The organism is Streptomyces sp. NRRL S-244 (genome assembly GCF_000717915.1).
Taxonomy (GTDB): Bacteria; Actinomycetota; Actinomycetes; order Streptomycetales; family Streptomycetaceae; genus Streptomyces.
In genome coordinates this window covers 22,086-47,174 of the sequence record NZ_JOCX01000025.1, presented here as the reverse complement: position 1 = coordinate 47,174, position 25,089 = coordinate 22,086, and the positions used below count along the sequence as shown (strand labels likewise).

The 25,089-nt window shown below is 70.1% G+C and carries 23 protein-coding genes; 13 read left to right on the top strand and 10 right to left on the bottom strand.

Going from position 1 to position 25,089, the window contains the following annotated elements; translation table 11 throughout:
* Window positions 1-131: 131 nt before the first annotated feature.
* Window positions 132-398, top strand: a complete 267-nt coding sequence (locus tag IF02_RS0125630) for a pentapeptide repeat-containing protein (protein ID WP_030160824.1) — start codon at window positions 132-134, stop codon at window positions 396-398.
* 330 nt (window positions 399-728) lie between these two features.
* A complete protein-coding gene (locus tag IF02_RS34035) occupies window positions 729-905 on the top strand; it encodes an Lsr2 dimerization domain-containing protein (protein ID WP_078622325.1) in 177 nt (58 codons plus the stop codon).
* Between the two features lie 307 nt (window positions 906-1,212).
* Here the strand turns inward: IF02_RS34035 and IF02_RS0125620 are convergent, their stop codons facing one another.
* Window positions 1,213-2,688, bottom strand: coding sequence for an APC family permease (locus IF02_RS0125620; RefSeq protein WP_037837089.1), 1,476 nt, complete (start codon window positions 2,686-2,688; stop codon window positions 1,213-1,215).
* A gap of 257 nt (window positions 2,689-2,945) precedes the next feature.
* Window positions 2,946-3,539 (bottom strand): MBL fold metallo-hydrolase, encoded by a 594-nt coding sequence (locus IF02_RS0125615; RefSeq protein WP_030160820.1) that lies wholly within the window; start codon window positions 3,537-3,539, stop codon window positions 2,946-2,948.
* Window positions 3,540-3,680: 141 nt separating this feature from the next.
* Here IF02_RS0125615 and IF02_RS0125610 point away from each other — a divergent pair, with 141 nt between their 5' ends.
* Window positions 3,681-4,589 (top strand): GlxA family transcriptional regulator, encoded by a 909-nt coding sequence (locus IF02_RS0125610; protein ID WP_051696542.1) that lies wholly within the window; start codon window positions 3,681-3,683, stop codon window positions 4,587-4,589.
* Window positions 4,590-4,662: 73 nt separating this feature from the next.
* Here IF02_RS0125610 and hemC read toward each other — a convergent pair whose 3' ends face one another.
* Window positions 4,663-5,598, bottom strand: a complete 936-nt coding sequence (hemC, locus tag IF02_RS0125605) for a hydroxymethylbilane synthase (RefSeq protein ID WP_030160816.1) — start codon at window positions 5,596-5,598, stop codon at window positions 4,663-4,665.
* Window positions 5,599-5,839: 241 nt separating this feature from the next.
* On the opposite strand from hemC, the gene IF02_RS0125595 reads away from it, so the two are divergent.
* Both IF02_RS0125595 and IF02_RS0125590 read left to right on the top strand, forming a co-directional pair.
* Window positions 5,840-8,173, top strand: coding sequence for an ADP-ribosyltransferase domain-containing protein (locus IF02_RS0125595; RefSeq protein WP_234318326.1), 2,334 nt, complete (start codon window positions 5,840-5,842; stop codon window positions 8,171-8,173).
* A gap of 201 nt (window positions 8,174-8,374) precedes the next feature.
* Window positions 8,375-9,601 carry a PP2C family protein-serine/threonine phosphatase gene (locus tag IF02_RS0125590; protein WP_030160814.1) on the top strand — a complete coding sequence of 409 codons (1,227 nt, stop codon included), beginning with the start codon at window positions 8,375-8,377 and terminating at the stop codon, window positions 9,599-9,601.
* A 50-nt stretch (window positions 9,602-9,651) separates the two neighbouring features.
* On the opposite strand, the gene IF02_RS34030 is transcribed toward IF02_RS0125590, so the two are convergent.
* The 4 genes from IF02_RS34030 to IF02_RS0125575 all read right to left on the bottom strand — a co-directional run bounded on the left by IF02_RS34030 (window position 9,652) and on the right by IF02_RS0125575 (window position 16,188).
* Entirely contained in the window at window positions 9,652-9,978 is a 327-nt protein-coding gene (locus tag IF02_RS34030; protein ID WP_078622324.1) for a hypothetical protein, read from the bottom strand.
* 175 nt (window positions 9,979-10,153) lie between these two features.
* Complete coding sequence (locus IF02_RS0125585) at window positions 10,154-10,930, bottom strand: class I SAM-dependent methyltransferase (protein ID WP_051696533.1); 777 nt, start codon at window positions 10,928-10,930, stop codon at window positions 10,154-10,156.
* A 182-nt stretch (window positions 10,931-11,112) separates the two neighbouring features.
* Window positions 11,113-15,597, bottom strand: a complete 4,485-nt coding sequence (locus IF02_RS0125580) for a hypothetical protein (RefSeq protein WP_030160810.1) — start codon at window positions 15,595-15,597, stop codon at window positions 11,113-11,115.
* Between the two features lie 3 nt (window positions 15,598-15,600).
* On the bottom strand, window positions 15,601-16,188 hold the full coding sequence (locus IF02_RS0125575) for a hypothetical protein (RefSeq protein WP_030160808.1): 588 nt from the start codon (window positions 16,186-16,188) through the stop codon (window positions 15,601-15,603).
* Between the two features lie 389 nt (window positions 16,189-16,577).
* Between IF02_RS0125575 and IF02_RS0125565 the strand changes: the two genes are divergently transcribed.
* The 4 genes from IF02_RS0125565 (at window position 16,578) to IF02_RS0125550 (ending at window position 18,469) form a co-directional block, all read left to right on the top strand.
* Window positions 16,578-17,168 carry an RNA polymerase sigma factor gene (locus IF02_RS0125565; RefSeq protein WP_030160806.1) on the top strand — a complete coding sequence of 197 codons (591 nt, stop codon included), beginning with the start codon at window positions 16,578-16,580 and terminating at the stop codon, window positions 17,166-17,168.
* Entirely contained in the window at window positions 17,165-17,605 is a 441-nt protein-coding gene (locus IF02_RS0125560; RefSeq protein WP_030160804.1) for a hypothetical protein, read from the top strand. Before IF02_RS0125565 ends, IF02_RS0125560 begins: the two co-directional genes overlap by 4 nt.
* An 80-nt stretch (window positions 17,606-17,685) precedes the next feature.
* Window positions 17,686-18,174 (top strand): DDE transposase family protein, encoded by a 489-nt coding sequence (locus IF02_RS35245; protein WP_030160802.1) that lies wholly within the window; start codon window positions 17,686-17,688, stop codon window positions 18,172-18,174.
* 10 nt (window positions 18,175-18,184) lie between these two features.
* Window positions 18,185-18,469, top strand: a complete 285-nt coding sequence (locus IF02_RS0125550; protein WP_158708562.1) for a hypothetical protein — start codon at window positions 18,185-18,187, stop codon at window positions 18,467-18,469.
* Between the two features lie 100 nt (window positions 18,470-18,569).
* Here IF02_RS0125550 and IF02_RS0125545 read toward each other — a convergent pair whose 3' ends face one another.
* A complete protein-coding gene (locus IF02_RS0125545) occupies window positions 18,570-19,151 on the bottom strand; it encodes a ribosome-inactivating family protein (protein WP_234318325.1) in 582 nt (193 codons plus the stop codon).
* A 463-nt stretch (window positions 19,152-19,614) separates the two neighbouring features.
* Here IF02_RS0125545 and IF02_RS0125535 point away from each other — a divergent pair, with 463 nt between their 5' ends.
* On the top strand, window positions 19,615-20,223 hold the full coding sequence (locus IF02_RS0125535) for a hypothetical protein (RefSeq protein ID WP_030160796.1): 609 nt from the start codon (window positions 19,615-19,617) through the stop codon (window positions 20,221-20,223).
* A gap of 99 nt (window positions 20,224-20,322) precedes the next feature.
* On the opposite strand, the gene eno is transcribed toward IF02_RS0125535, so the two are convergent.
* Window positions 20,323-21,630 (bottom strand): phosphopyruvate hydratase, encoded by a 1,308-nt coding sequence (gene eno / locus IF02_RS0125530; protein ID WP_030160794.1) that lies wholly within the window; start codon window positions 21,628-21,630, stop codon window positions 20,323-20,325.
* A gap of 163 nt (window positions 21,631-21,793) precedes the next feature.
* On the opposite strand from eno, the gene IF02_RS0125525 reads away from it, so the two are divergent.
* A complete protein-coding gene (locus tag IF02_RS0125525; RefSeq protein WP_030160792.1) occupies window positions 21,794-22,216 on the top strand; it encodes a MarR family winged helix-turn-helix transcriptional regulator in 423 nt (140 codons plus the stop codon).
* 74 nt (window positions 22,217-22,290) lie between these two features.
* Entirely contained in the window at window positions 22,291-23,580 is a 1,290-nt protein-coding gene (locus IF02_RS0125520; protein WP_078622323.1) for an MFS transporter, read from the top strand.
* A gap of 5 nt (window positions 23,581-23,585) precedes the next feature.
* On the opposite strand, the gene IF02_RS0125515 is transcribed toward IF02_RS0125520, so the two are convergent.
* Window positions 23,586-23,810 carry a hypothetical protein gene (locus IF02_RS0125515; RefSeq protein ID WP_030160788.1) on the bottom strand — a complete coding sequence of 75 codons (225 nt, stop codon included), beginning with the start codon at window positions 23,808-23,810 and terminating at the stop codon, window positions 23,586-23,588.
* A 234-nt stretch (window positions 23,811-24,044) separates the two neighbouring features.
* Between IF02_RS0125515 and IF02_RS0125510 the strand changes: the two genes are divergently transcribed.
* Window positions 24,045-25,061 carry an alcohol dehydrogenase catalytic domain-containing protein gene (locus IF02_RS0125510; RefSeq protein ID WP_030160786.1) on the top strand — a complete coding sequence of 339 codons (1,017 nt, stop codon included), beginning with the start codon at window positions 24,045-24,047 and terminating at the stop codon, window positions 25,059-25,061.
* The last annotated feature ends 28 nt before the right edge of the window (window positions 25,062-25,089 follow it).

Genomic DNA, 25,089 nt, shown 5'->3' with positions numbered 1-25,089 from the left:
CCGCGCGCGTGCGAAGGATTGCGTGTAGGCCAAACGGTGTCGACACGGCCCCTTACGGCACCTATTCCGGGAGTGCGATGAACCGAATGTTATTGATGTATTGCAATCACACCGCTTCATGGAGGTATGCCATGCGTGCACGTATTCTCCGTTTCACCGTCGTACTGGGTGCCGCCGCGGCGCTCGGTCTGGGCGGAGCCGCGGCGGCCAGCGCCGACGGTGTCGGCAACTCCGGCCTCGGGAACACCGGGGTCGGCAACTCGGGCATCGGGAACACCGGTGTCGGCAACTCCGGCATCACCAACCTGGGCCTGGGCAACTCGGGCATCGCGAACTACGGCGTCGGCAACTCCGGCCTCGGGAATTCCGGCGTCGGCAACTCCGGTATCGGCAACTAGCGAGCGCGTGCTTGGCCGGCGGTGAGTCGTCGAGCTCGGGATCGCCGATCATGGTTGCGTGGCGGGGAACGCGACTCGTGCAGCGATCACCAGCGACCGCAGGGCCACTGGCCTGTCGGCCGTGGTGGTCGCTGAACTCCTCGCCGAGCCCGGGCCGTTGTGGCAAGAACGTACAGTCCAGACCCACGGACCACCGCGAACTCGGCAAACTGCTCGGGCGCGGGCCGACTCACCGACGGGGCGGCCCGCGTCCAGGGCGGGGCCACCGGCCGACTGGCGACGCAGAGGCAACAGACGCACAGGCAGCACGCCGACAGAGAGGAACCCACGATGCCCAAGTCGCTCGATGACCTTGACGAGTTCGACGGTGCGGAGACGCGTACGCACATGCTTCAGATCGATGACATCGCCTACGAGGTGGAACTGACTCCCGAGAATTACGACACCTTGCTCGACATGCTGAACCCCTGGCTCAAGAAGGCACGAAAGATCAACAGAACACGGTAGAGGAAGACCTCCGCCTTCTGCGGCAGACACGGGCGGCCCCGGATGGCGCCACGGCGCCGAACTCACGCACGGCCGCTCCGTTTCTTCGCCCCGCAGGGCGGCTTCTTGCATGGCGGCGCCCCCCGAGGGCAAGGGATCGATGTAACTGCCCTGGGCCGGACGGGACGAGCTGGTCGTCTACCTCAAGGGCTGGATCGACGCGCAGTGGCCGGAGTGAACGTGCGGCGTCCGTCTGAGTTCGGTACGGAATGGGAGGATCCCGTACCCAGTCACGTGGGCTCCCAGCCAGACCGGGCCCTGCGCCTGGTCAGGTGGTGAAAGAGTCCGCCTCACCCGGCTCCGTCTCCATGGCCTGGCGGTCGAACCTCAGCATGGTGAGGAAGAACAGGCCGCCCAGGAGAAGCAGGCCCGCCACGATCACGACGGAGACGAACGCCTCATTCGGGGTCACCAGGACGAACAACGCGATGAGCGTCCACCCCAGAGCGCAGATGGCGACCGGCAGTTCGAAGCGTCCCAGGTCGAAGGCACCCTTCTTGCGGCTCAGGCGCCCGCGTACCGTCAGGTACAGCACGATCGTCGAGCCGTAAGTGACCGCGGGGAGGATGGTCGAGGCCGTGACCAGTTCCAGTAGCGCGGCGCCCGGCAGCGCCACCATCATGACGATGCCCAGGGCGAAGACCAGCACGGTTGCGGGGATCGGTGTCCTCGTGCGGGGATTCACGCGCCGCATCAGGCGGTGGGCGGGGAAGCGCCCGTCGCGCGACATGGCGTAGACGAGGCGCGAGCACGCGACCATCACCACGATCCCGGCGCCGAAGAATGCGATGGTGATTGCGACCAGCAGGGCCTTTTCCGTCGCCGGACCGAGTTGGTCACGCATGATTGCCGCGACCGGTGAGCCGTTGGCGCTGATGCGGGGGATGTCATCGATCGCGACGGTGAGCGTGATCAGAAACAGCATCCCCAGGACGCCGGCCGCCACGACCGATCCCACGATCGCGCGCGGGATGGTCCGGAACGGATCCTTGGCCTCCTCGGCCAGGTTCGCCGCCGAGTCGAAGCCGACGAGTGTGGCGAGTCCCATGATCATCGCGAGCATCAAACCGCCGCCGACCGCGAAGTAGTCGGGGGCGCGTTCGACGACACCGCGCGAGGTGAGGTTGCCGACGGCGCCGTCGCCCGTGACCGCGACGGCGATGACGAGCGCGATCGCCACCACCACGACGAGCGCCAGTTCGAGCCCCACAGCGACGGTGTTGATCATGCTGACGATGCGCGTGGAGGCCACGGCCAGCACGGTCTGGATGAGCAGTACCACGAGTGTGATCAGGCGCGCGGTGTCCTCGTCCGGTGCGATGCCGGCAAGCGGCATGAACGCCTGACTCGCGAGCGCGTTGTCGACCGCCACCACGCCGATCGCCAGGTAACAGAAGGTCAGCCACCCGAACCACCAGCCGATCTTCGGGGTGGCCAGCCTCGAGGCCCATTGGTAGGAGGAACCACTGAGCGGAATGCGGGCCGCGAACTGCGCGACCACCAATGCCACCAGGGTCTGTCCTGCCGCCACGATGATCCACAACCAGATCCCGACCGGTCCGGCGGTCAGCAGGACTTCGTCGAAGGTCGCGAAGATGCCGACCGCCACCGAGATGAACGCGAACGAGATCGCGAACACCTGGAAGGAGCCGAGCGTCCGCTTCAGCTCCTGCCGGTAGCCTCCGGCCTCGACGGACCCCTCATCACCCCGGGCATCGGACGAAGACTCCACCACCGCGGCCACCTCACCTTCCAGGGCCCCTCCCCTGCACGAGGCACACGGCAGGCAGGGACAGCTCAGTGCACCATTTTGACCATCTCCCACGCCTATGTCCCGTTCGGCTCACGCGAGGGCGTACACCTTCGTCAGGATGTCCGGGCCTGGGCGTGGGTGAAGTCGCCGTCGGGCGGGCGAAGACGGGGATCGACCGCCGGCGCCTCCACCGCGCCCCTGGGCGGCCGCATCCTCCCCGCAGCCCGGCTCGCCGAGATGCGCAACCGCTAGAGCGGGGTGCTCTCGTCGGCCTCGAACGGGCCGCCGTGGCCCGGCACGATCAGGTCCGCCGCGGCCAGCACCCGCAGCCGGGAGGCGCGCAGGACCTCGCGGTCAGGGGCCACCGGGTCGTCCGCCGGGCCGTTCGCGTGCCACCACAGGTCGCCGGCGAACGCCACCACACCCGCATCGGTGCCCGCCAGCAGCGTGATGTCCTCAAGGCTGTGGCCCGGGGTGCGGATCAGACGCAGCGAGGGGGTGAGTTCGTAGCCCTCCGCGTCGCGGTTCCGCCACTGGTCGGCGAGGTACTCCACCTTGTGGTCGTGTATCCGGGCGCGACCGAAGAGGCCCACGTTCATGGTGTTGTCCGGGTGGTGGTGGCTGAGCACCACGTCGGTGATGTCCTCGGGCCCGAGCCCCAGCTCCGCGAGCGGGACGAGGATGTCGTCGTGGCTCGCCACCATCCCCGGGTCGAAGATCACGTGTCGTCCCGCGTCGTGTACGTAGGAGACGGTCGCGGCCACTCCGGGACCGGTGGATCCCACGTAGCCGGTGGTCAGGATCTTGTATGCGGCGCTGCGGCCGACCGGTGCGTCTGTCATGGCCCCAATCCTTCCGGGAGCGGCGGCTGTTCACGAGTGGCAGTGCTGCCTCTCATCGCAGCTTTCGTGCCAACCGTGTGCCACACTTCGACCGTGCCGCCCTTCAAGACCGTCGCCGCATACGTCCCTCCCGGCGCCGGCATGCTCGCCGTCGGCATCGTCACCGAGGTGTTCGGTCCCCACGGAGCCGCGGTACCGGGTTTCGACTTCGCCCTGTGCGCCGACCGGCCCGGACCGGTGCCCACGGACTGCGGCGTACCCCTCTCCATCGCGCACGGCCTGGACCGACTCGCCGCAGCCGACCTGCTCATCGCCCTGCCCGGGGCCGGATTCCGGACACCGCCCGCGCCCGCCGTACTCGACGCCCTGAGGGCCGCGCACGAGCGCGGCGCCGTCGTCGCGGCCCACTGCGTCGGCACGTTCGCGCTCGCCGCCGCCGGACTGCTCGACGGCCGCCGGGCGACCACCCACTGGCGGTTCGCCGAACTGCTCGCCGGCCGCCACCCGCACGTCACCGTGGATCCCGACGCGCTCTACGTCGACGAAGGGAGCATCGTCACCGGCGCGGGCGCCGCGGCGGGCTTCGACCTGTGCCTCCACCTGCTGCGGCGCGAACACGGCGCCGCCCTGGCCAACGCGGTCGCCCGGGACATGGTGCTGCCCTCCCACCGCGACGGCGGCCAGGCCCAGTACCTGGCCGCGCCCGCCCCCGAGAACGGCCGGGACGAACGCCTCGCCGAGGTCCTCACCTGGGCCCGCGAGCACCTCCACCAGCCACTGCCCGTCACGGAACTGGCCCACCGCGCCATGATGAGCAAACGCTCCTTCGCCCGCCGCTTCAGCGCCGCGACCGGCACCACCCCGCACGCCTGGCTGCGCAGCCTGCGACTGAGCAGAGCCGAGGAACTCCTGGAAACCACTGACCTCCCGGTCGAGGAGATCGCCCGCCAGGTCGGCTACGGGAGCGCCGCGGTACTGCGCGAACAGTTCGTACGACGACGGGGAGTCCCGCCCCGCTCGTACCGCCGGGCCTTCACGCGCACGACGTAGGAACCGGGCCGGACGGACGGACGGGCAGTCGGTCGGGCAGTCGGTCGGTCGGTCGGTCAGTGGGGATGCCGTCTCAGTGGGGGATGCCGTCGATGAGTTCACGGGCGCCCTGCCGGAGGAGGGCGACGGCGACGGAGGTGCCGAGCGTGGCGGGGTCGAGCGCGCCGGCCCATTCGTGTGCGCGCAGGATCCGCTTGCCGTCCGGGGTGAAGACCTTCGCGTACAGCGCGAGCTCGCCGTTGCCCTCGGTGGAGGCGTATCCGGCGATCGGGCTGTTGCAGTGGCCCTGGAGTACGTGGAGGAACATGCGCTCCGCGGTGGCTTCGCGGTGGGTGGCGGGGTCGCCGAGCGCGCTCACGGATTCGATCAGGGCGGTGTCGCCTTCCCGGCACTGGAGGGCGAGGATGCCCGCGCCGATCGGGGGACACATCGTCTCGGCCGACAGGATTTCGCTGATCACGTCGGGGCGGCCGATCCGTTCGAGGCCGGAGACGGCCAGCAGCAGGGCGTCGGCGGCTCCGGCGGCGAGCTTGTCGAGCCGGCTGTTGGCGTTGCCCCGGATCGGTACGCACTCCAGGTGCGGGTGTGAGGCCGCGAGCTGGGCGATGCGCCGGACCGAGGAGGTGCCGATGCGGGTTCCGGCCGGCAACTCGTCCAGGGTGAGCCCGTCGGGGTGGACGAGGGCGTCGCGGACGTCGTCCCGCTTGAGGAAGGCGGCGAACGCGGTCCCGGCCGGGAGAGGCCGGTCCGCGGGGATGTCCTTGACGCAGTGCACTGCGAGGTCGGCGCTCCCGTCGAGCAGGGCCGCGTCCACTTCCTTGGTGAACGCCCCCTTTCCTTCGACGGCGGCCAGGGCCCCCGTCCACTTGTCGCCGGTCGTCTTGACCGGGACCACCTCGGTGGCGGTGCCGGGATGGAGCGCGGCGAGTTCCGCGCGGACGCGCTCCACCTGGGCGAGGGCCATGGGCGAGTCGCGGGAGACGATGCGGATGAGTTCAGGGGCTGACATGCGGCCCACGATAGCCCTCCGGGCACGGGCTCCGAGAACCTGCCATCACCGTCATCTCGGGTGATGAGAACGGGAGTTGGAAATCCGGTACGGCGTTCGAGGCAGTCTGCCGCGAGGACCGTGAGCGGGCCGGTCCCGGAGCCGTGACGGCTGGTCATCAGCCCCTTCCCGGAGCGCCGTTGTCAGTGGCGGCGGTTACGTTCGGGGTGTTGCGAAGGCCTTTTCCCGACAGGAGCGGACGATGACCGAGAGCAGTGTTCAGCCCACGCTGAGGGTGGTGCTGACGGACGTGAACGAGCGCGTCGTGGAGGCATGGCGGGCGGCGTTCGCGGACACGCCCGGCATCGAGATCCGCAGGGGGTCGATCCTCGACGAGGACGTCGACGCCTGGGTCACCCCGACGAACTCCCGGGGCCGGATGGACGGCGGGGTCGACGCCGCCATCAAGCGTCACCTCGGATCCGGCATCCAGCTGCGCGTGCAGCGCGCGATCCGCGACCGGTTCGCCGGCGCCCTCCCGGTGGGCAGCGCGGTCTGCGTCCCGTCGGGGGCCACCGTCCCCCGGTACCTGATATCGACGCCGACCATGGTGGGGTCCTCGCAGAACGTGAGTGCCACGCTGAACGTGGCGCTGGCGTGCGCCGCCGCGTTCCAGGCCGTCCACCGGCAGAACCGGCAAGCGCCGGGCAGCATCCGCTCCGTGGCGCTGGTCGGGATGGGTGCGCAGACCGGGCGGGTCCCGGCCAGGGTGTGCGCCAACCTGATGTGGACCGGGTACACGCTCTTCCACGACCACTGGTTCGAGGATGACGACAAGTTGCGCGCCACCATCGTCACCCAGCTGGGCGGCATCGAGAACGCCCCCGTCGAGGAGCGGGTGCGCATCGTTCCGCCGAAGGCCGCCCCGCCCGTCCCCACCGCCGATCCGGCAGGCGATCCGGCCGGCCACGCCCCTCCCTCGCCCACTACGAACGAAGGCCCCTCCCCCATGACCGACGCGAACGACCCTCTGGCTCTCACCGAACTCTTCGACGGCGGCGGTGAGCCCTGGCTTCCGCTCCTGAAGCCCGTCATCGAGGCGCAGCCGGACGCCGCCCGGTTCATCGGGAAGGGCCGCAGTCCTGAGGTCGTCCCGGTGCGTGAGCTGACGTTCCAGGCTCTCAAGCCCAACCCACCGCACAAGTGGAAGGTCGTCGCCTTCGGCCAGAACCCCTACCCGAGGCCGGAGAGCGCGACCGGCATAGCCATGTTCGACAACGCCTTCAACGACTGGAAGGACAGCCAGTTCGGCAGGGTCATCAGCATCCGCTGCATCATCAAAGCGGCGGCGATGTGGAAGTACGGCATCGCCAAGAAGACGCCCATCGCCGACATCCGCGCGCTGCTGAAGGAACGGGACACCGTCCAGCCGCCGGAGTGGTTCCAGGCGATGCTCACCCAGGGCGTGCTGCTGTTGAACGCCTCGCTCACCGCCAGCGGCGACGGAGCGATGGGCACCGACCGGCACACGGCGTTCTGGCGGCCCGTCGCCGAACGGATCGTCGAGGAGATCCTCAAGGCCAAGCAGGACGCCGACGAGGAGGACCGCGGGATCGTGTTCGCCTGGTGGGGGGCGCACGCCCGCAGCCTGAAGGCGGTCGTCCTGCGCCTCCAGGAGAAGTACCCGGACGTGAAGGTCCGGCACATCGACCACGTGAACCCGGCGGCGCAGGGCGACATGTTCTGCGAGGGCGACCACTTCGCCCTGGTGAACGAGGCCCTCGCGTCGCTGGGTGCCGACGTGATCGACTGGCTGCCGAGCAAGGGGTGGAACGAGGGGGCGGCGGCCGGTGCGGACGGCGGTGTCGCTGCGCGCATGGGCGCCTTCATCGAGTCGACCATGAACCTGCACCAGCTGTACCTGGAGCGGCTCACCAGCGTCAAGGACGAGGGCCTGGTCCTCCCTGCGATCACCGGCGTGTTCGACACCCCGCTGATGGATTTCCAGGACGCCGTCGCACCGGTCGCCGAGACGCTGTCCGGGCTCGCGGGACACATCGACCGGTCACGCGACTTCGGCAAGCGGCGGGCGGACGAGACCTCCGCCGGCCTGTCCGCCGACGCGATCGCCGCGCTCTACCTCTACACCTGCGAGTCCGCCTTCTACCGCGAGATCAACGCAGTCCTCCGCTCCCCCGACCGCACCAGGGTCGCGCCCTACCTTCCGTACCTGCGGCTGCTGTTCTCCGCGGTGTCGGGGCTGCCCGCACACACGCAGCCGCTGTGGCGCGGTGTGTCGTTGGACCTGCGGGCGCAGTACCCGGTGGGGCGGACGGTCACCTGGTGGGGCGTCTCCTCCTGCACCTCCGAGCTGAACGTGGCCCGGTCCTTCCTAGGCAGCCGCGGCAAGCGGACGCTCTTCGAGGTGACGCCCGCGCACGCGGTCGGCATCAGGCGCTTCTCCGCCTTCACCGGGGAGGAGGAGTACATCCTCACGCCGGGCACGCAGCTCAAGGTGACGGACGTGAAGAGCGAGCGCGGCGGTCTGTGCACGGTCAAGCTGACCGAGGTGGACGCCGCTCCCGTGGTGTCCTGACGCCCGTCCCGGAGCGGCCACGGCCGCAGCCACCGCCACGGCCATGGCGTCTCGCGGTCACTCGCCAACCAGGGCGCGGGACGCCAGGTGCCGCCGAGGCTCGGTCCCAGGCGGGCAGCAGGTGGATGTCGGGGGGCGCGAACACCGGCGGGACCCTATCGTTGAAATCAGCAGGGATGGCAGGCGCTGAAGCGAGCCGGCATGACGGATGCGGAGATCGACTACCCAGCGGTGTTCCAGACGCTGCCGGGCATGGTGGCGCTGCTGACCCCTGAGCTGGTGTACGCGGACGCGAACGAAGAGTTCCTGCGCGCCTCCGGGCGCACCCGCGAGCAGGTCATCGGCCGCTACCTGTTCGATGTCTTCCCCGACAACCCGAACGACCCCACCGCCAGCGGCGCACGCAACCTGCACGCCTCGCTCCGGCGGGTACTGGCCACCGGTGAGCGCGACACCATGGCCCTGCAACGCTACGACGTCCAGTCCACGCAGCGGCCCGGCGAGTGGGAGGAGCGGTACTGGAGCCCGGTCAACGCCCCCGTGCTCGGCCCCGACGGCCAGGTCGTCCTGATCGTGCACCGGGTCGAGGAGGTCACCGAGCTCATCGCGGCCCGCGGCTCCCCCGACGGCAGCCGAGCCCGGGTCCTGGAAGCCGAGCTCTATACCCGCGCCCGGGAACTGCAGGAGGTCAACGAACGCCTGCGACAGGCCCACGCCCGCGAACGCGAGATCGCCCTCGCCCTGCAAGAGGCGATGCTGCCCACCCCCGGAAACATCGGCCACCACCGTGCCGCCGTCCGCTACCGGCCCGCCGTCGGCGCCCTCAACGTCTGCGGCGACTGGTACGACCTCGTCGACCTGCCCGGTGACCGCATCGCGGTGGCCGTCGGCGACGTAGTCGGCCACGGCCTGCACGCTGCCGGCATCATGGGCCTGCTCCGCAGCGCGCTCAGCGCCGCCTCCCTCGTCTCGAACGGCCCCGCCCAGGCCCTGGAGGTCCTCGGACTGTACGCCCGCTCCGTCGCCGGCGCCGAGAACACCACCGCCGTCGAGACCTACATCGACTGGGACACCCGCACCCTCACCTACAGCAGCGCCGGCCACCTCCCACCCGCCCTGCTCCACACCCACGGCGGCGTCGAGTTCCTCGACCAGGCCACCGACCCCCCGCTCGGCGCCCGCCCGGAACACGTCCCACGTCCCCAGGCCTCCACCGGCTTCGCCGAAGGCGACACCCTCGTTCTCTACACCGACGGACTCGTCGAACGCCGCCGCGAAGACATCGACACCAGCCTCGCCCGCCTCGCCCACGCCCTCACCCGCCACCAGGGCACCGACCCCGAGACCCTCGCCGACGCGATCCTCCTCGACCTCCTCCCTCCCGGCGGCGCCACCGACGACTCCGCCCTCGTCATCGTCCGCCTCTGACCCCCGCGCGGCCCGACGGGCGGACCCCGGTCAGGGCCCCGCTCGAGGCTTCAGATCGGCCGGCGCCGGTCTTCCACCGTCCAGCCGTCACCCAGCTCACGGCGGAGAGCTTCCAGTGCGGCGTCCGCCTGCCGTGCGAACAGCTCCTGTTGTTCCTTGGGCCACGGAGACGGATTCGGTGGGTACTCCCAGTCGAGCGACGACTGGAACCCATCGGCCAGTCTCGCCAGTTCGGCCTGGAGACCAGAACTGATCGGCAGGCGCTCCAGCTCGCAGGGGTATCCGTAGGGACTACCGAGAAAGGGATCACCGTGCGGACCTGGCCACAATGGGGTGTGGACGCCGTGTTCGAAGAAAAACCGCAGGTAGGAGGGCACACCGCACCCTCTCACAGCCGCTGTGCGACGTCAGAGACCGACGGGGAACAGCGGCTGGTCGGAGCTGCGAGAAGGGGCCGTTCTCAGCGCCACGGGCAACTCGTCCGTGGTGACCCGTTGAGGGCGACCCGGCGCTTCTGCGAGCCCATCCCAGGTACGGGCCTGACGCCCTGGTTCACGGGCATGCCGCAGGTCCGTCCGGTTGCTCAGCGACGATCAGGAACCGGTGAGCACGCACGTCCAGACGTCCTTCAGAGCGCATCCGCCCGTGGAGGCGGCGCAGCGCGGCTTCATAGCGCCGGGGGCCGAAGTCGGGGATCTGCCAAGCGACCAGGCGCAGGTGGTAGACCACGGCGCCGATGTCGTAAAAGGTCAGCACCGGAAACTCTTCCTCGGTCCGGGTCAGCCTCAGGCCTGCCGCGCACAGAGCTTCACTTGCGGTCTGAAGGGTCCAACTGCCCGGCTGGTGCGCGGCAGGAGCGCTGAGGGCTTCGTTCAGACCGGCGCAGTCTTGGCTGCCCACCTGCTGTGTCAGCAGGATGCCGCCGGGGCGCAGCGTACGCCGGACTTCGTGCGCGGCCAGGCTTCCGTGTCGATTCAGCATGACGTCGATCGACCCGTCCGGGAGGGGCAGTTGCGCCTGGTCGGGGGCCGGCACGACCGTGACCCCCAGTGGTTCCAGTCGATCACGCGCAACGGCGATATTCGGCAGCCAGCCCTCGGTCGCCCACGTGTGCCGGGGCAATGGCTGGAGCGAGGCCAGTAGCTCGCCACCACCCGTGTCGACGTCCAGCAAGCGATCGGCGGTGGCGATGTGCGCGCGGGCGATCTCCGGATAGGACCACGACGGCTCCGAACCCTCGGCCCGTCCGGACAGCCAGCCGAAGTCCCACCCCTCGATGGGAGCAGCCATCGCAGCGGAGACCAACTCGTCATACCCGGCAACGGTCATGTCCGGAGGCTAGGCACACCCACCGGATCCGGCAACAGAAAATCGCTGCCCACGTACACATACCGGTCTGCGCTGCCGTGCCGGACGCCCGGGTCGTCATGGACCTCGGCAACGTCCACCTCCTCGTGGGAGCACCGAGCAGCCCGATCTTCCCGGCCGGGCGTCGGAGCTCTGACACTGCGTCATCCACCGCCCGTGCCGCCGCCGGGGCGCTCGGTGTGGTCGAAGGGGTCGGTCAGGCACTCCTGGGCATCGAGGGCCCGCTGGTGGATGGCCTCGAGTACACCGACGCCGAACTGATCCAGCAGCACGCCGATGGACTCGGCCAGGGCGCCCATCGCCGAGTGCCAGTTCTGCCGGACGTTCGCGAGCAGCACTTCGCCCGCTCGGTCCGCGTCATACATCAGCGACACGACGAACAACTCCCGCAGCAGCTCGTCGTAGTGCTCCGGCTCGTCCACCGCCTCGACCGCGTCGCGGATCTGCGCCAGTGTCTCGGGAAGGTCGAGGAACGGCGTGAGCCCCGGCTGCGCCACCACCGCGATCAGCCCGCGCGCCCGCAGAGCGGGGTCCTGGATCGAGCGGGCGAGGGCCAGTGCCCGCTGGGTCAGCCCGGCGGCGTTGGTGCCGTGCTGGACCCGTCCCGTACCGGAGCTCTCGACGAGGAGCGCGCCGCCGGCGACGACCGCCGTGATCAGCGCGGCATGGTGCGGAAGCACCGATGCGGGCAGCCCGTCCAGTACGGCGACCGCCGTGGCGACATCGGGTGAGGTCAGCACTTGAGCCATGGCCCGGTAGGCCGGTCCGGGAATCGGCTCGGTCGGCACGGCCACACCGATGCCCGCCAGCACGAGGGCGGAGTGCATCAGGACGACTGACACGACCGGCGGGTCGCCCTGCGCCAACTTGGCCGGGAGGGCCGCCGCGTACCGCTCCACCTGGTACCGGAGGAGCCGCAGTCGCGCGTCCGGCATGGCTGCCATCCTCTCCGCTTCACCGCACAGGATCGCTGCGGCGATGGCCTGGGAGAGGTACCGGGCCCCGGTCCCCTCCACCAGGGCCATCGCCGCCTCCGGGGCCACGGGGTGGAGCCGGACCGCGCACTCGAAGCGGGCACGGACCGACGGGTCGAGCAGCCGGGAGACACCCATCGGATCCAGCCTGTCCACATCGAACACGGCGGTGTACGGCGGAAGGGCGGCCAGCGACGCGTCCAACTCCCGGCGCAGGGCCTCAGCCTCGGAATCTCCGGTGGCCAGGGCCCTCGCCGTCAGTGCCGCGAGACCGATGGCCGACTCCACCGGATCGGTGACCCGGTCCAGAATCCGGCGCGCGAGAGCGGGATCGGTCTCGGCCAGGGTCTCGGCCGCCGTGCGGACGACGAGATCCCAGCTCTGGGTGGACCCGTAGAAGCCGGGTGGGGGAAGGGCGGCCCTGGCGATGTCGCAGGGGTGCCAGAAGAACCTGACGAGGCGCGCGACGCGGTAGGACTCCAGCAGGTTCGACAGGTAGGCGGCCGCCTCCAAGAGGGTGTGCGGTGACGGGTCGACCGACGGTTCGGGGGCTTCCGCCTCCCGGCGAAACAGGGGATTGGGCGCCGCGCCGCCATGGCCGCCGACGTGGACGTCGACGGGAACGGGCGTCGTCGGCCGGCGCAGACACTCGCTCAGCAGTTCCTCGGCGCGCCGCGGAGATGCCTCCAGCAGACCCCGTGCGAAGCGGGCCAGTAGCGAATCCCGGTCGTCCGCCCAGTCGGGCTGGGACCCGGGCACCGGGCCGGTGCGCGGCAGCTCCCTCGCCATCGCGACGGCTTCGTCGGTCCGGCCCAGGTCGAACAGGGTCTGCGCCAGCTTCGCGACGACGGATTCGACGTGCGGGTCCGAACGGTAGATGTCCGAGTCCGGCGGGGGCACCATGCCCAGGGCCTCGTCCAGCAGCCGACGGCTGTAAGCGGCATCGACGGGCAGCACGTTCAGGGCGACGCGTGCGATGTCTCCGGCCGGGCCGAACCAACCGAGGCCCCGGTAGTAGTCGAGTGCCCGTTCTGCCGCCTGCCGACTGCGCTCGGGCTCACACCACCGGGCCCACAGGCCGGCGGCTGTGGCGAGGGTACCGCTGGTGGAGCTGGACGCGGGCACGGTACAGGCGCCGTCGAGGATCCGCTCCGCGTCACGCGGCGCGATGTCGCGAAGCTTCTCCGCCGCCCGGACCCACTGCCCGATGTCAGGGAACTCCTCAGCGGCCCATTCCGTGCGCTCCTGGGCGAGTCCCGCATGCAGTCGGGCAATGCGCGCGGTGGCCCGCTCCGGATCGGAGGCGTGCAGGAGCACGGCCAGCCGGGCCTCGGACACCCAGCGCCGGCGAAGCCGTCGGGCCTGCGGCTCCTCGCCCGGCATCGCGTCCAGAGCGGCCTCCAGCCGCGACAGCACCCGCGACCGCGCGACCGGGTCCGCCACCCGCTCGGCGACATCGAGCAGGGCGACGGTCCGCTCCTCGCTCATCAGATCGATCAGCTCCACGGCCCGGTCCGGCTCGGCGCGGGCGGCGGCCGCCCGCAGCACCCGGTCACGCAACCTGGGGGCGGCTGAGGGTCTGCCGGACATCCGTGTCTCATGCCCGATGAGTTCGGCCAGGGCGAGCGCCCGGTCGAGGTCCACGGCCGCCAGCTCCTCCGCCGCACTCAGGACGGTTTCGTCCCGCGTGGACCGCTCCGGAAGCCCCCTGCCGGGTACCGCCAACGCACAGTCGACCAGGGCCTCAAGCCCGATCCGGGACTCCAGCCGCCGTATCTCATCGGGCGAGGCGAAGCGGCGCATCTGCTGCAGGCACTGGAAGCGCGCGGCAGTGGAGTCGAGGAGCGAGAGCCTCTGCAACGCCTCGTCGGTTCGGCCGAGACGGACCAGCAGGCCGAGGGCGAGCGGGGGTACGTTCGATCCCGACTCGTGCAGCCCGCGCCGTACGAGCCCGAGGAACACGACGTCCGGCACGGTCCGCTCGTCGTACGGCCGGTACACGACGTCGTCCGAGGCCAGTTGGAGCACGGCGTTGAACCGCTCGTCGCCACCGAACTCCCGCAGCAGCGCCCGGCGGTAGCGCGGGGTCACGAAGTCGGCGAGCCGGACCGCCTCGCCGTCGGGTCCCGCGTCCGCCTCGCCGGCCAGCACGTGCTCGGGCAGGCGCGCCAGCCCGTAGCGGTCCATGGCGGCCCAGTCGGGATCGCGCAGCGAGCCCGCCCCCGTACCGTCGAGGTAGCTCCGCACGATCCGGGCGTGCCATTCGGCCGGGTCCACGGCGAGGTCCGGATACCGCTCCCGCGTGGTCGGCTTGACGAGAAACTCGCCCAGAGAGCTGTGGAAGAACCGCATCGCGCCGTTCTCGATGTCCAGGAACGGGGTGAAGCACTCGAACACGGGTTTGCACCCGTCCGGCCACACGCGGATGCCGCCGAGCCGGATGACCTGCTCGCGGGAGACCGGTTCGAACGCCACGGCGAGGACGGCGAGCACGGGCCGGCCCACGCCCTCCCAGGCCGGCACCGCGCGGTCCTCGGGAGACAGCGGGGTGCGGACGGTCAGCACCCCGATCTGCTCGACGCCGCTGCGCACGAGGTCCAGGAAGAAGCCGTACATCTCGTCCAGTCCGTGCGGCAGTTCCTCGTACGACAGCAGCCTGTCCACGGTCGCCGTGTCGTTTCGCCCCAACGCGGCCAGCAGGGCCCGGGAGTAGGAGACGACGTAGGAGAAGTTGCCGTCCGCACGGGCGACCAGCGAGGTGCGGAACCGAGCGGCTCCGCCGTCCCGGCCGGCGATGACGTCGGCGGCGGCCGGCTTGCGGGCCAGTGCGGTGACGTACTTGCCGACGTCGTCGCGGACGTCTCCGGAGGCCGGGCTGATGATGATCTCCCGCGGCTGTCGCCGGCCCCTGCCGGCCGTGAGGGAGCGCAGTTCCCGGCCGGGTCGTGAGGTCATGACGAACGACACGTTGGCCGGCAGTTCGGGGCGGGACCTGAGCCAGTCCAGGAGTCCCTCGCCGCCGTGGTATCCGAACAATTCGTCCAGGGCGTCGACCACGACGACGATCCGCTCACCCGGCGCCCGGCCGGCCAGCACCGCTGCCGGGGCGCCCAGCGCGAGCATCGCGAGGTTGTCGGGCTGCAGGAGGCGCGGCTCGACCTCGGCACGGCTGATGACGATCCCCTCCAACCGTCCGTCCACCCGGTCCGCCCACTGCTCGGCCAGCAACGCGATGCGGTAGAACGGGGAGACGACCAGGTCGTCGATCCTGATGCCGGTCACCGCCGCGTCGGGGCCGACCTGGCCGATCCGCTGCCGGACCACCATCTCCAACAGACCCTGATCGAACAGTTCGGGCCGCTGCGCCGCGAGCTGGTGGCCGATGGCAAGCAGAAAGGTCTGCACGTCGCCGCCGGACAGCCGGGTGACACTGTCCTTCCGGACGAAGTAGCGCAGCCACTGCGGATTGCGGTGCGCCAGTGCCGCCGCCAGGCCCGTCTTGCCCGCGCCCGGCTCGGCCACCACCAGGACGTCGTCGCCCGCACCCACCGCGCTTTCCACGGCCTCCAGCAGCCATGTGCGTTCCACTGTGTCCGCGTCGTCGACGTTCGCGTCGACGACGTCGGCGAAGGTGGTGATCGTCGTGATCGTCACCGGTCAGTGCTCCCGCCGAGTCGGTTCTCCCACCCGCTTGGCACGAAGCCCTTCGAGGCGGCTTTCGCCGTCCACGGTGCCGGCGGTGGCACTGGCGTCGACCGTGGCGCCACCGTTGATCTCGTCCAGGTGCGCGCTGGTGGCGTGTGCCCGGCCGGTGAGGTGCTCGATCTGGATGTGGCTGTGGACCACGGGAGCTCCCGTGGCCGGGGGCAGTTCGCCGGTGAGCATCAGCCGTACGCCGTAGGCCCGCTCCAGCAGCTCGCGCGCGGTGCAGAAGTCCGACAGCAGTTGCTGGTCGGAGAGGTCGGCCTCAAGCGTCCCGTCGGCGACGTTCGCAAGTCGCCCGCGTACCCTGATGAGGGGCTCGGCGATCTCGTCGACCAGGGCCGGATCCACTACCGCGTCGAATGTTTCACCGCCCAGTGCGGCCGGCGTCCTCACGGTGACGGCCTCCGTCCCCGCCTCCCGGCGCGCGGCCCTGCGCTCCTGCCAGCCGGAGAGCAGTACGCCTGCCTGCTCGTAACAGAACCTGATGCCCTCGGCCAGCACGATGGCGCTGACCCCGGCGAGAGTGACCGCATCTGTCATGTCTTCCCCCGGGTTGTCCGTGACTGGGTGAAGTGACTCCGGCCGAAGCTATCGCGCCGGCCCCGGGTCGGCCCAGGCGGTGGAGGCAGGTGAGCACGTCATTTACGCAGGGCGTCTCGTACGGCCATGAATCGATGGAGGCATGACTCGTACGCCTCGACTCTCCGCAGCCAGGGGCCAGGAATGTCGTCATGGGCAGGACGCCGACGTGGCCGTCACCCACCCTCGGAGACTCTGCTCAGGCCTCGTGAGCAAAGGATCCCGAAGAAGTCGTGATCCGGCTGTCGGGCTGGGAGCCGCTTTGGCATCGGTATGGGTATGACGGAACAACTCAGGGGCGCCGAAGTGGTGCTCGGGACCCGCTTGGTCATCCCCACGGAGGTGGCCGCGTGAGGCTGGCAACCATCTTCGGTGCGTCGATGCCCGAGGGCCTCCCGATGCCCGAGGAGCAGATCCGGACGCTGGTCACGACGATGAGCGGGGACCGGCAACTCATGGGCCAACTGCGACACACGGTCCGCTCCATCCAGAACTGCGATCTGTCGGATGCCGACGATCGCATCCAGGAAGCGTTCGCCCTCCTGATCGTCGACTTGCGTGGCGGCACCCACATCAGAAACCCGCACGCGTGGATCACCACCGTCACCACCCGCAAGGCGCTGGAACAGCGGCGGAAGGACCGGCGAGGCCCGGCCTTCATTCCGCTCAGCGGCCTTCTGCACGTGTGGTCGGAGCCCGAGGAAATCTACGGACTCCAGGAGATCCTCGCCGTGATCGAGCAGCACCTGCCCAAGGCACAGCGGGAGTGCCTGCTGCTCCACGTGATCGGCTACGAGACCGAGCAGATCGCCGAAGTCCTCCTCATCCAGCCGGCCAGCGTCACCCGGAACATCGAACGTGGCCGGCGGCGGCTTCGCGAATTCCGCCTCCACCCCGAGCAGTTCCCGATCACGCCGCGCACGCAGGGAGGACAGGCATGAAGATCCACCGGACCGACATGGACGGATCGTTGCACAGCCGGGACAACCTCCCGACGAAGCTGCAGCTCCTCCTCAGCCGCTTGCTGGGGCGTGAGCTGGTCAGGCCGGACTGGGCCGACGACGTTGACGACCGACTGGACCTGCTTCGGCGAGCCTCCGTCCACGAGCGGGATGGGCTTGTCGAGGAGGAGCCTCTGGACGCAGTCACGATGACGGAGAACGCCTTTCGGACGGCAGCCCGGCCGGAGAACCTCCCGAAGGCGCCCCAGCGCAGGAACCTCGCCTCGCTCCGCGTGCCGATCACGATGGCCGTGCTCCCCTGCGTGTTCACCGCCACCATGATCGGGCTGATTCCCGACAGCGTCCTCACCATCGCCATCGGAGTCTCCGCCATGGTCGTCAACCGGAGCATCTGGAGCGACCGCACCCGTCGCTGAGACCGCCGATGAGCCGGCTCCACCGTCACCTTTCCATCATCACCTTTCCATCACCACCGACATCATCGTGAGGTTTTGCCATGCCCGCGCGTCTGGCATTCGTATTGCTCCTCGTCGGCCTGCTGATGATCACCGTGCTCGTCATCAGCCTGATCACCTACCTGGTCGGGAAGGCCTTCGGCCTGCCGACGATCGACTCGCTCAAGTTGAGCGGTCGCGTTGCCGTTGGAATGGTCACCGCCGGCATCGCCATCCTGGTGTTCGTCTTCGGCGCCGGCGCGCCGCTGACGGACACCAACGCAGCGGCCCCGTCCCGAACCGCGACGCACTGGCACACAAACCTGATGACACGTCAACTCGCCCCACTGTTCGGGGTATCCGAGTCAACGGCGGACCGGACCAGCGACCCTTCATGCCGCCCTTCCGCGTTCTGTGACCCACGTACCCGCACCCGGTCATCGGAGGTGCGGAGGTATACGGTCGGCTGTTCGACGGCAGTCCGGACGACGTGGGGAGAGCGTTGCGGTGAACGAGACGAGGAATGTGGCCCAGCAGCGCCCCGGCGGTGACTCCCGCAGGGTGGGTACTGTCGTATGCGCCCTCTTCCTCATGGTGGGCAACCTGGCGACCGGTTACCTCGCCATGCTCGCCTATGCGGCTCAGCCGCGTGGCCCCTGGGACAGTGAGACCGCCGCCCACTCCGGCATCGCAGCCGGCCTGGCTCTGGCTCTGGCCTTCGTGACGGCACTGCTCACGTGGGTGTTCGTGAAGGCCGAGTGGCTGCGCAGGGTGTGGTTCGCCATTCCGGCACTGCTGGCACTTTCCGTGCTCCTGCGCCTGACCCTCCTTTCACCTGAACTGTGAGGTCCCGCGGAGATTCGCCAGAACGCCGGAGCTCCTGGCGAGGGGATCGCTCCTTATTCGATGCCCCAACGCCTGCGTATTGATGCCGGGTAAGGAATTTTCAGGCGGGTGCTGCGGCCGACAGGCGGCCGCCGATCATCCAGATACGTGACATCGCATCGGCCAGGGCCGGGTATCGGGCGGCCTCACAAATCATTTCCGAGAGCACGAGCATTCCGTGTGCGGTCCACTTCGGATCGCGGTTCTGGTGCAGCCAGACAACCGCGTTGCCCAGGGGCCGGCGCCCCAGGACGATCCCCGAACGCCGAACGGCGGCGGCCGCCTCCAGGTCGGAGCGGCTGCCGCCGAACGGCAGGACTGCGGTTCGGCGGATCCCCGGTGGTGCGATGGAGTCCCGTACCAGGCGGGCGCACGATTCCGGCGGTGCCTGCCCGTTCTCGAAAGTGTTGCGGAATCCGGCGATGCGCATGCCCGCATTCTGCAGGCCGAGCTCGATGTAGAGCTCGATGGACAAACCCCGCAGCTGAATACGGAGGGGGATGTGGGCCATCTCCCCCGGTCGGCGCGAGGCCCCGCCGAAAAATCCCTGAGCATTCTCGGCCCTCGACCGGATCGTCGACGTCAGGTGCCGATACTCGTCCACCGATGCGTGCGTCGGGGAAAACCACACAGGTTTCAGCATGGCCGCCCACATCACGGGAGGTAGCCGGGACTCGGCCTTCCCTGAAGTAATCTGACCGCGTTCGGTTCAATCGTGCTGTACGCGTACATGCGCATCGCATCCACCGCCTTTGACATCATCCCCATCGCAGGGTTCGGATCGGTTCGGTCCTTTGTAGTCGTCCTGGTGGAGGCCGGGCGAATAGTTGGCCTCTGATGCTAAGAAATCGGCGCGTGATCCCGGTGATTGGAGCCACCTCCGGGCACGAGCCGCCTTGCGTCCGCAGCGGAACTCCGCGGCGGAGCGGGTCGGCCCTGCGACTCCCCCCTGGGCGTCAAGGAGTTCTTGACAAGCCACCCGCGTCAAGGTTTCCTTGACGCATGTCGATCTTGAAGATGGCACAGACAGCCCGGGCCGCGGCCGACCGCGTACGCAGCGACGAGGAAATACTCGACGCCCTCGAACCCCTTGCCGGAGCGCGACGTTGAACAGCGAACCCTTGCGTCCCCAGGAGTCCGCGCGGATCCGAGAGGGCATCGCCGCGGCCGTACTGGACGTCTCCGCCAATCTGGCCGACTCCCTCGAGCACGACGCGGCCGGCTACCTGCGGCTGGTCGATGCCTCCCGCGTCGGCGCCGAGGAGGCGAGCCGACTGCTGCGCGAGGCCGTCCAGGGCGCCAGAGCGGCCGGGCACAGCTGGGACACCATCGGGCGCGTCCTGGGCGTGAGCCGCCAGGCTGCGCAGCAGCGGTTCTCGAACAAGGCGGAGGACGCCGTACGGTCCGGCGCGTCCGGCAGCGGTCCCGATGCTCCGAAGCGCCGTACCCTCACCCCCCTGACCGCGTTCAACGAGATGGCCGCCCTCGAGGAAGCCGGGCGCGACGGGTGGCATCTCGTCGGCTACGGAGCCTTCTTCCACGAGGTGGAGGCCTCCGGCCACCCCTGGCAGCACTGCCGGATGTCGCTGGCCTACGGCGGACGCCAACGGCGGTTGGAAGCCGAGGGATGGATCCCGGTCGGCAACGGCTGGTTCCCGTGGCGCTACTACAAGCGCCCCCTGCCCCCGGCCGAGAACGGCCGAGGAAGCAGCTGATGAACGCCGGCCGAGCGGGAGCCGGAGGCCGCATCCACCTGGAGACCGGCGAGATCGTCGACACCAGCACCTGGCGCCGAGCCAGCCCGATTCTGCCCTTCACGCCCGCCGCAGCGCGGAGCGGCCCGCGAAGCGCGCCGAGGCACCCAACTCCTCTTCGATCCGGATCAGTTGGTTGTACTTCGCCGTACGGTCGGAGCGGGAGAGCGAGCCCGTCTTGATCTGACCGCAGCCGGTCGCCACCGCCAGATCCGCGATGGTGGTGTCCTCCGTCTCGCCCGAGCGGTGCGACATGACGGCCGTCCAGCCCGCCTGGTGGGCCGTGGCCACCGCGGCCAGCGCCTCGGTCAGGGTCCCGATCTGATTGACCTTGACCAGGACCGAGTTGCCGACACCGGTACGGATGCCCTCGCGCAGCAGCGTCTCGTTGGTGCAGAACACGTCGTCGCCGGTGAGCTGGCACCGGTCGCCGACGCGGGCGGTCAGCTCGCGCCAGCCGTCCCAGTCGTTCTCCGCCATCGGGTCCTCGATGGAGAGGACCGGGTAGGCGTCGATGAGCTTGGCCAGGTAGTCGGCGTGCTCGGAGGGGGTGCGGCGCACTCCCTCGCCCGCGTAGTCGTACACCCCGTCGCGGAAGAACTCCGACGACGCCGGGTCCATGATCAGACCGATGTCCGTGCCGGGGCGGTAGCCGGTGCGCTCGATGGCTGCCATCACGAAGTCGAGCGCCTCCTCGGCGGTACGCAGCGCGGGCGCGAAGCCGCCCTCGTCGCCGACGCCCGTGGAGTGCCCGGCGGCCAGCAGGTCGCGGCGCAGGGTGTGGAAGACCTCGCTGCCCATGCGGACGGCTTCGGCGAAGGTGTCCGCGCCCACGGGCGCGATCATGAACTCCTGGTAATCCAGCGGATTGTCGGCGTGGGCGCCGCCGTTGACGATGTTCATCATCGGCAGCGGCAGGAGGTGGGCGTCGGCGCCGCCGAGGTAGCGGTAGAGGGGCTGGCGGTGGGCCGCCGCGGCGGCCTTGGCCGCGGCGAGGGAGACGCCGAGGATCGCGTTGGCGCCGAGCCGGGACTTCGTGGCGGTGCCGTCGAGGGCGACCAGCGCGGCATCGAGGCCCGCCTGGTCCGCCGCGTCCCTGCCGCGTACGGACGCCGCGATCTCCCCGTTGACGTGGGCCACCGCGCGGTCGACGCCCTTGCCGTGCCAGCGCGCGGAGTCCCCGTCGCGCAGTTCCACGGCCTCCCGGGCACCGGTGGAGGCGCCGGAGGGGACGGCCGCGCGCCCCAGGGACCCGTCCGCCAGGACGACGTCGACCTCGACCGTGGGGTTGCCCCGGCTGTCGATGATCCGGCGGGCGGTGACGGTCTCGATGGCGGCGTCGACGGTTCCGACTGCCTGTGCGGACATGGGAGTTCCTTCCCGTGGTCGTATGCCGTGGCCCCGGCTGCGACGACGCTGACGCTGAGCCCGGCAACACCAAACCGTACAGCAATGCTGCGCAGTTTTGCTGTACAGCATTGCTGTGCAGGTCAGGTGCACAGCAATGCTGACCACCGGGGTAAGGTGCCCTATGCCCACCTCGGAAGCCGCCGCCATCGCCACCGAACTGCGCACCGCGATGGGCAAGCTCACCCGACGCGTCAAACACGAGGACCGCATCCCGCTGGGCCAGGCCGCCGTGCTCGGCGCGCTCGACCGCAACGGCGCCATGACCACCAGCGACCTCGCCGCCGATCAGCGCGTACGCCCCCAGTCGATGGCCCGGGCGGTGGGGCTGCTCATGGAACAGGACCTGGTCACGCGCCGGGCGCACCCCACGGACGGCCGCAAGTCGCTGGTCGAGCTGTCGGACGCGGGCCGGATCGCGCTCGAAGCGGAGCGCGGCCGCAGGGCCGGCTGGCTCGCGCAGGCCATCGAGGCCGAACTGAGCGATGAGGAGCGGGCGTTGCTGGCACGCAGCGCCGCCCTGCTGGAGCGCCTCGCTGCGCGCTAGCGCCCTGACAGGCAGCGTTCGCCGACCCGGCCCACTTGGAAGGTCCTGGAAGGGGCGCTGCTAGCCTGCTCCGCATGATCGGGAAGAGTTCCAAGCAGCGGATATCCAGCTTATCGGCGCCGAACGGTCCGCAGCGCGCTCTCATCATCTCGAGCTTCGTCAGTCGGGTGGGCAACGGGCTGTTCAACACCGCCTCGGTGCTCTACTTCACGCTGGTCGTACACCTGCCCGCCGCACAGGTCGGTGTCGGCCTCACGATCGCCGGTGTGACCGGACTGCTGGCCGGGGTTCCGGCGGGGAATCTGGCCGACCGCTACGGGCCGCGTACGGTCTGGCTGACGTCCGTCGCGATGCAAGCCGCGGCGATGGCCGCTTTCGTCTTCATCGACGACTGGGTCACGTTCACGTTCATCGCCACCCTGGACCGGCTGGCAGCAACCGCGAGCGGCAGCGCAGGCGGTGCGCTCGTCGCCCGCGCCGGCGGCGAACGCCCGGCCGCATTCAGGGCGAAACTCCGCACGTTCGTCAACCTCGGCGTGGTCCTGGGCACCCTCGGCGCCGCGTTCGCCGTCTCGGTCAACACCCGCCCGGCATACACCGCGCTGATCCTCGCCAACGCCGCCAGCTTCGCCTGCGCCGGCCTGATCGCCCTGATCGGCGTCCCGAACTACCAGCCCCTGCCCCGGCCCCGGGAGCACCACGGCCGGGCCGTCCTGGCCGACCGGCCGTACATGGCCTTCGTCGCGCTCTACGGCGCCATGGGCCTGCAATACCAGACCGTCTCCCTGCTGCTGCCGATCTGGCTTTCCGCTCACACCGACGCGCCCCGCTGGACCGTGGCGGCGGTCTACGCGGTCAACAGCGGGGTGTGCGTACTGCTCCAGAGCAGGATCGGCTCGCGGGTGGAAACACCGCGCCAGGGCGGCCGGGCGTTCCGCGTCGCCGGGCTGCTCTTCTTGGTCAGTTGCCCCTTGATGGCCCTGACCGCGGACGTTCCGGTCTGGGTCGCGCCAGGGCTCGCCGTCCTCGCCGTCTGCGTGCACAGTCTCGGGGAGGTGTGGGAGTCCTCGGCCGGCTTCGCGCTCGGCTTCGGCCTCGCCCCCGACCACGCCCAGGGGCAATACCAGGGCCTCTTCGGCATCGGCTTCAACGCCGGACAGGCCTTGGCTCCGGTGATCCTCACAACGGCAGTCCTTGGACTCGGACACGCGGGCTGGCTGCTGCTCGGCGCGTTCTTCGCGGCTCTGGGGGCGGCGGGCCCGCCGGTGGCCGCGTGGGCGGAGCGAACCCGTCTCACGATCCAGGACACGGCCCCCGCTACACCTGGTCGGTCAAGCGAAGCCCCGCTGCTCGACGCCGAGTAGTCGTGTCAGGTGTCGGCGGTCCACACCTCGGGGCCGCCGCCTTCCCAGCGGATCGGTCCGTCCTCGGACAGGTCCACGCCTTCCAAGCCGGCGCGCCGCAGGAGTTCGGACACGTCGGCCGGGCGGTGGGCGCGGCCGAGGTCGGCGTCCACGCCGAGCGCGTGCACGGTGATCTTCCGCCCGCCCTTCGGCGACACGGGATGAATGATGATCTCGGTCTGGTCCGGCATGCGTCCAGCGTGCAGGGCTTCGGCCGCTCCGGCACGCCGGGCGGCCGACCCTTGCTGCCCGCTCCCGCCATCCGGCCTTCCGGCCTTCCGGCCTTCCGCCAGAAATGGATCACGTACCGCTCCACCCCGTACGCCGCGCCCCGCCCGCTTGACGGGGTTCAAGACGACCGATCACTATGGAAGTGAGACGACCGGTCATTTTGACCGCCCAGTCCACACACACGAGGGAATGACATGTCCACATACCGAGCGTTCGAGGTCACCGGGTCACGGAAGTTCGAGTGGGTGGAGCGTGAGACGCCGGAGCCACCGCTGGGGCACGTACGCCTGCGGGTCGAGGCATGCGGGGTCTGCCACTCCGACGTCCTGGCCGTCGAGGGGATGCGGCCCGACCCGTCCAGCCCGGTGGTTCCCGGGCACGAGGTCGTCGGCGTGATCGACGCGGTCGGCCCGGGGGTGACGACGTGGCGGGTCGGCGAGCGTGTCGGCGTGGGTTACCTGAACGGCCACTGCGGAGTGTGCGGCTTCTGCCGGCGCGGCGACTTCGTCAACTGCGAGGATCAGCCTCAGACGGGCACCGACATCGACGGAGGCTACGCGGAGGTGCTGGTCGCGAGGGCCAGCGGCCTCGTACGGATCCCGGAGACGCTGAGCGCGATCGACGCGGCACCGCTCCTGTGCGCGGGGCTGACGGTCTTCAGCGCGCTTCGGCAGGCCGCCGGCGCCCCCGGCGCCCTGGTGGCCGTGCAGGGGATCGGCGGCCTCGGGCACCTGGGCGTGCAGTACGCGGACAGGCTCGGGTACCGCGTCGCCGCGATCGCCCGGGGCGCCGACAAGGCGGAGCTGGCCGAGCGGCTCGGCGCCGACCACTACATCGACAGTTCCGCCGAGGACGCCGGCGAGGCGCTGCGGCGGCTCGGCGGGGCGGCCGCGATCGTCGCGACCGCCGCGAGCGGTGCTTCGATGTCGCCACTGGTCTCCGGACTGGCGCCGCGCGGCCACATGGTGGTCCTCGGGGCCGCCCCCGATCCGATCCAGGTGCAGACCAGCGACCTGATCTTCGGCACCCGGACGATCAGCGGAAGCCTGACCGGCAGCTCCATCGAGAACGAGGACAACCTCCGGTTCGCCGCGGACCGGGACGTCCGCCCCATGACCGAGGTCATGCCGCTCGCCCAGGCTCCCCAGGCGTACGAGCGCATGATGTCCGGCGGAGCCCGTTTCCGTGTCGTGCTGGATGCGGCGGTCTGACGCAGAGGGCGTCAGACAGGCGGTGTCA

What these genes read in the sequence shown, in the direction of transcription:
- IF02_RS0125515 (WP_030160788.1), bottom strand. Translation starts at nt 23,810, where the DNA reads ATGCCGGACCAGACCGAGATCATCATTCATCCCGTGTCGCCGAAGGGC.
- IF02_RS0125525 (WP_030160792.1), top strand. Translation starts at nt 21,794, where the DNA reads ATGCCCACCTCGGAAGCCGCCGCCATCGCCACCGAACTGCGCACCGCG.
- hemC (WP_030160816.1), bottom strand. Translation starts at nt 5,598, where the DNA reads ATGTCAGCCCCTGAACTCATCCGCATCGTCTCCCGCGACTCGCCCATG.
- IF02_RS0125510 (WP_030160786.1), top strand. Translation starts at nt 24,045, where the DNA reads ATGTCCACATACCGAGCGTTCGAGGTCACCGGGTCACGGAAGTTCGAG.
- IF02_RS0125520 (WP_078622323.1), top strand. Translation starts at nt 22,291, where the DNA reads ATGATCGGGAAGAGTTCCAAGCAGCGGATATCCAGCTTATCGGCGCCG.
- eno (WP_030160794.1), bottom strand. Translation starts at nt 21,630, where the DNA reads ATGTCCGCACAGGCAGTCGGAACCGTCGACGCCGCCATCGAGACCGTC.
- IF02_RS34035 (WP_078622325.1), top strand. Translation starts at nt 729, where the DNA reads ATGCCCAAGTCGCTCGATGACCTTGACGAGTTCGACGGTGCGGAGACG.
- IF02_RS0125615 (WP_030160820.1), bottom strand. Translation starts at nt 3,539, where the DNA reads ATGACAGACGCACCGGTCGGCCGCAGCGCCGCATACAAGATCCTGACC.
- IF02_RS0125595 (WP_234318326.1), top strand. Translation starts at nt 5,840, where the DNA reads ATGACCGAGAGCAGTGTTCAGCCCACGCTGAGGGTGGTGCTGACGGAC.
- IF02_RS0125585 (WP_051696533.1), bottom strand. Translation starts at nt 10,930, where the DNA reads ATGACCGTTGCCGGGTATGACGAGTTGGTCTCCGCTGCGATGGCTGCT.
- IF02_RS0125560 (WP_030160804.1), top strand. Translation starts at nt 17,165, where the DNA reads ATGAAGATCCACCGGACCGACATGGACGGATCGTTGCACAGCCGGGAC.
- IF02_RS0125630 (WP_030160824.1), top strand. Translation starts at nt 132, where the DNA reads ATGCGTGCACGTATTCTCCGTTTCACCGTCGTACTGGGTGCCGCCGCG.
- IF02_RS35245 (WP_030160802.1), top strand. Translation starts at nt 17,686, where the DNA reads ATGCCCGCGCGTCTGGCATTCGTATTGCTCCTCGTCGGCCTGCTGATG.
- IF02_RS0125545 (WP_234318325.1), bottom strand. Translation starts at nt 19,151, where the DNA reads ATGCTGAAACCTGTGTGGTTTTCCCCGACGCACGCATCGGTGGACGAG.
- IF02_RS0125610 (WP_051696542.1), top strand. Translation starts at nt 3,681, where the DNA reads ATGCTCGCCGTCGGCATCGTCACCGAGGTGTTCGGTCCCCACGGAGCC.
- IF02_RS0125590 (WP_030160814.1), top strand. Translation starts at nt 8,375, where the DNA reads ATGACGGATGCGGAGATCGACTACCCAGCGGTGTTCCAGACGCTGCCG.
- IF02_RS0125575 (WP_030160808.1), bottom strand. Translation starts at nt 16,188, where the DNA reads ATGACAGATGCGGTCACTCTCGCCGGGGTCAGCGCCATCGTGCTGGCC.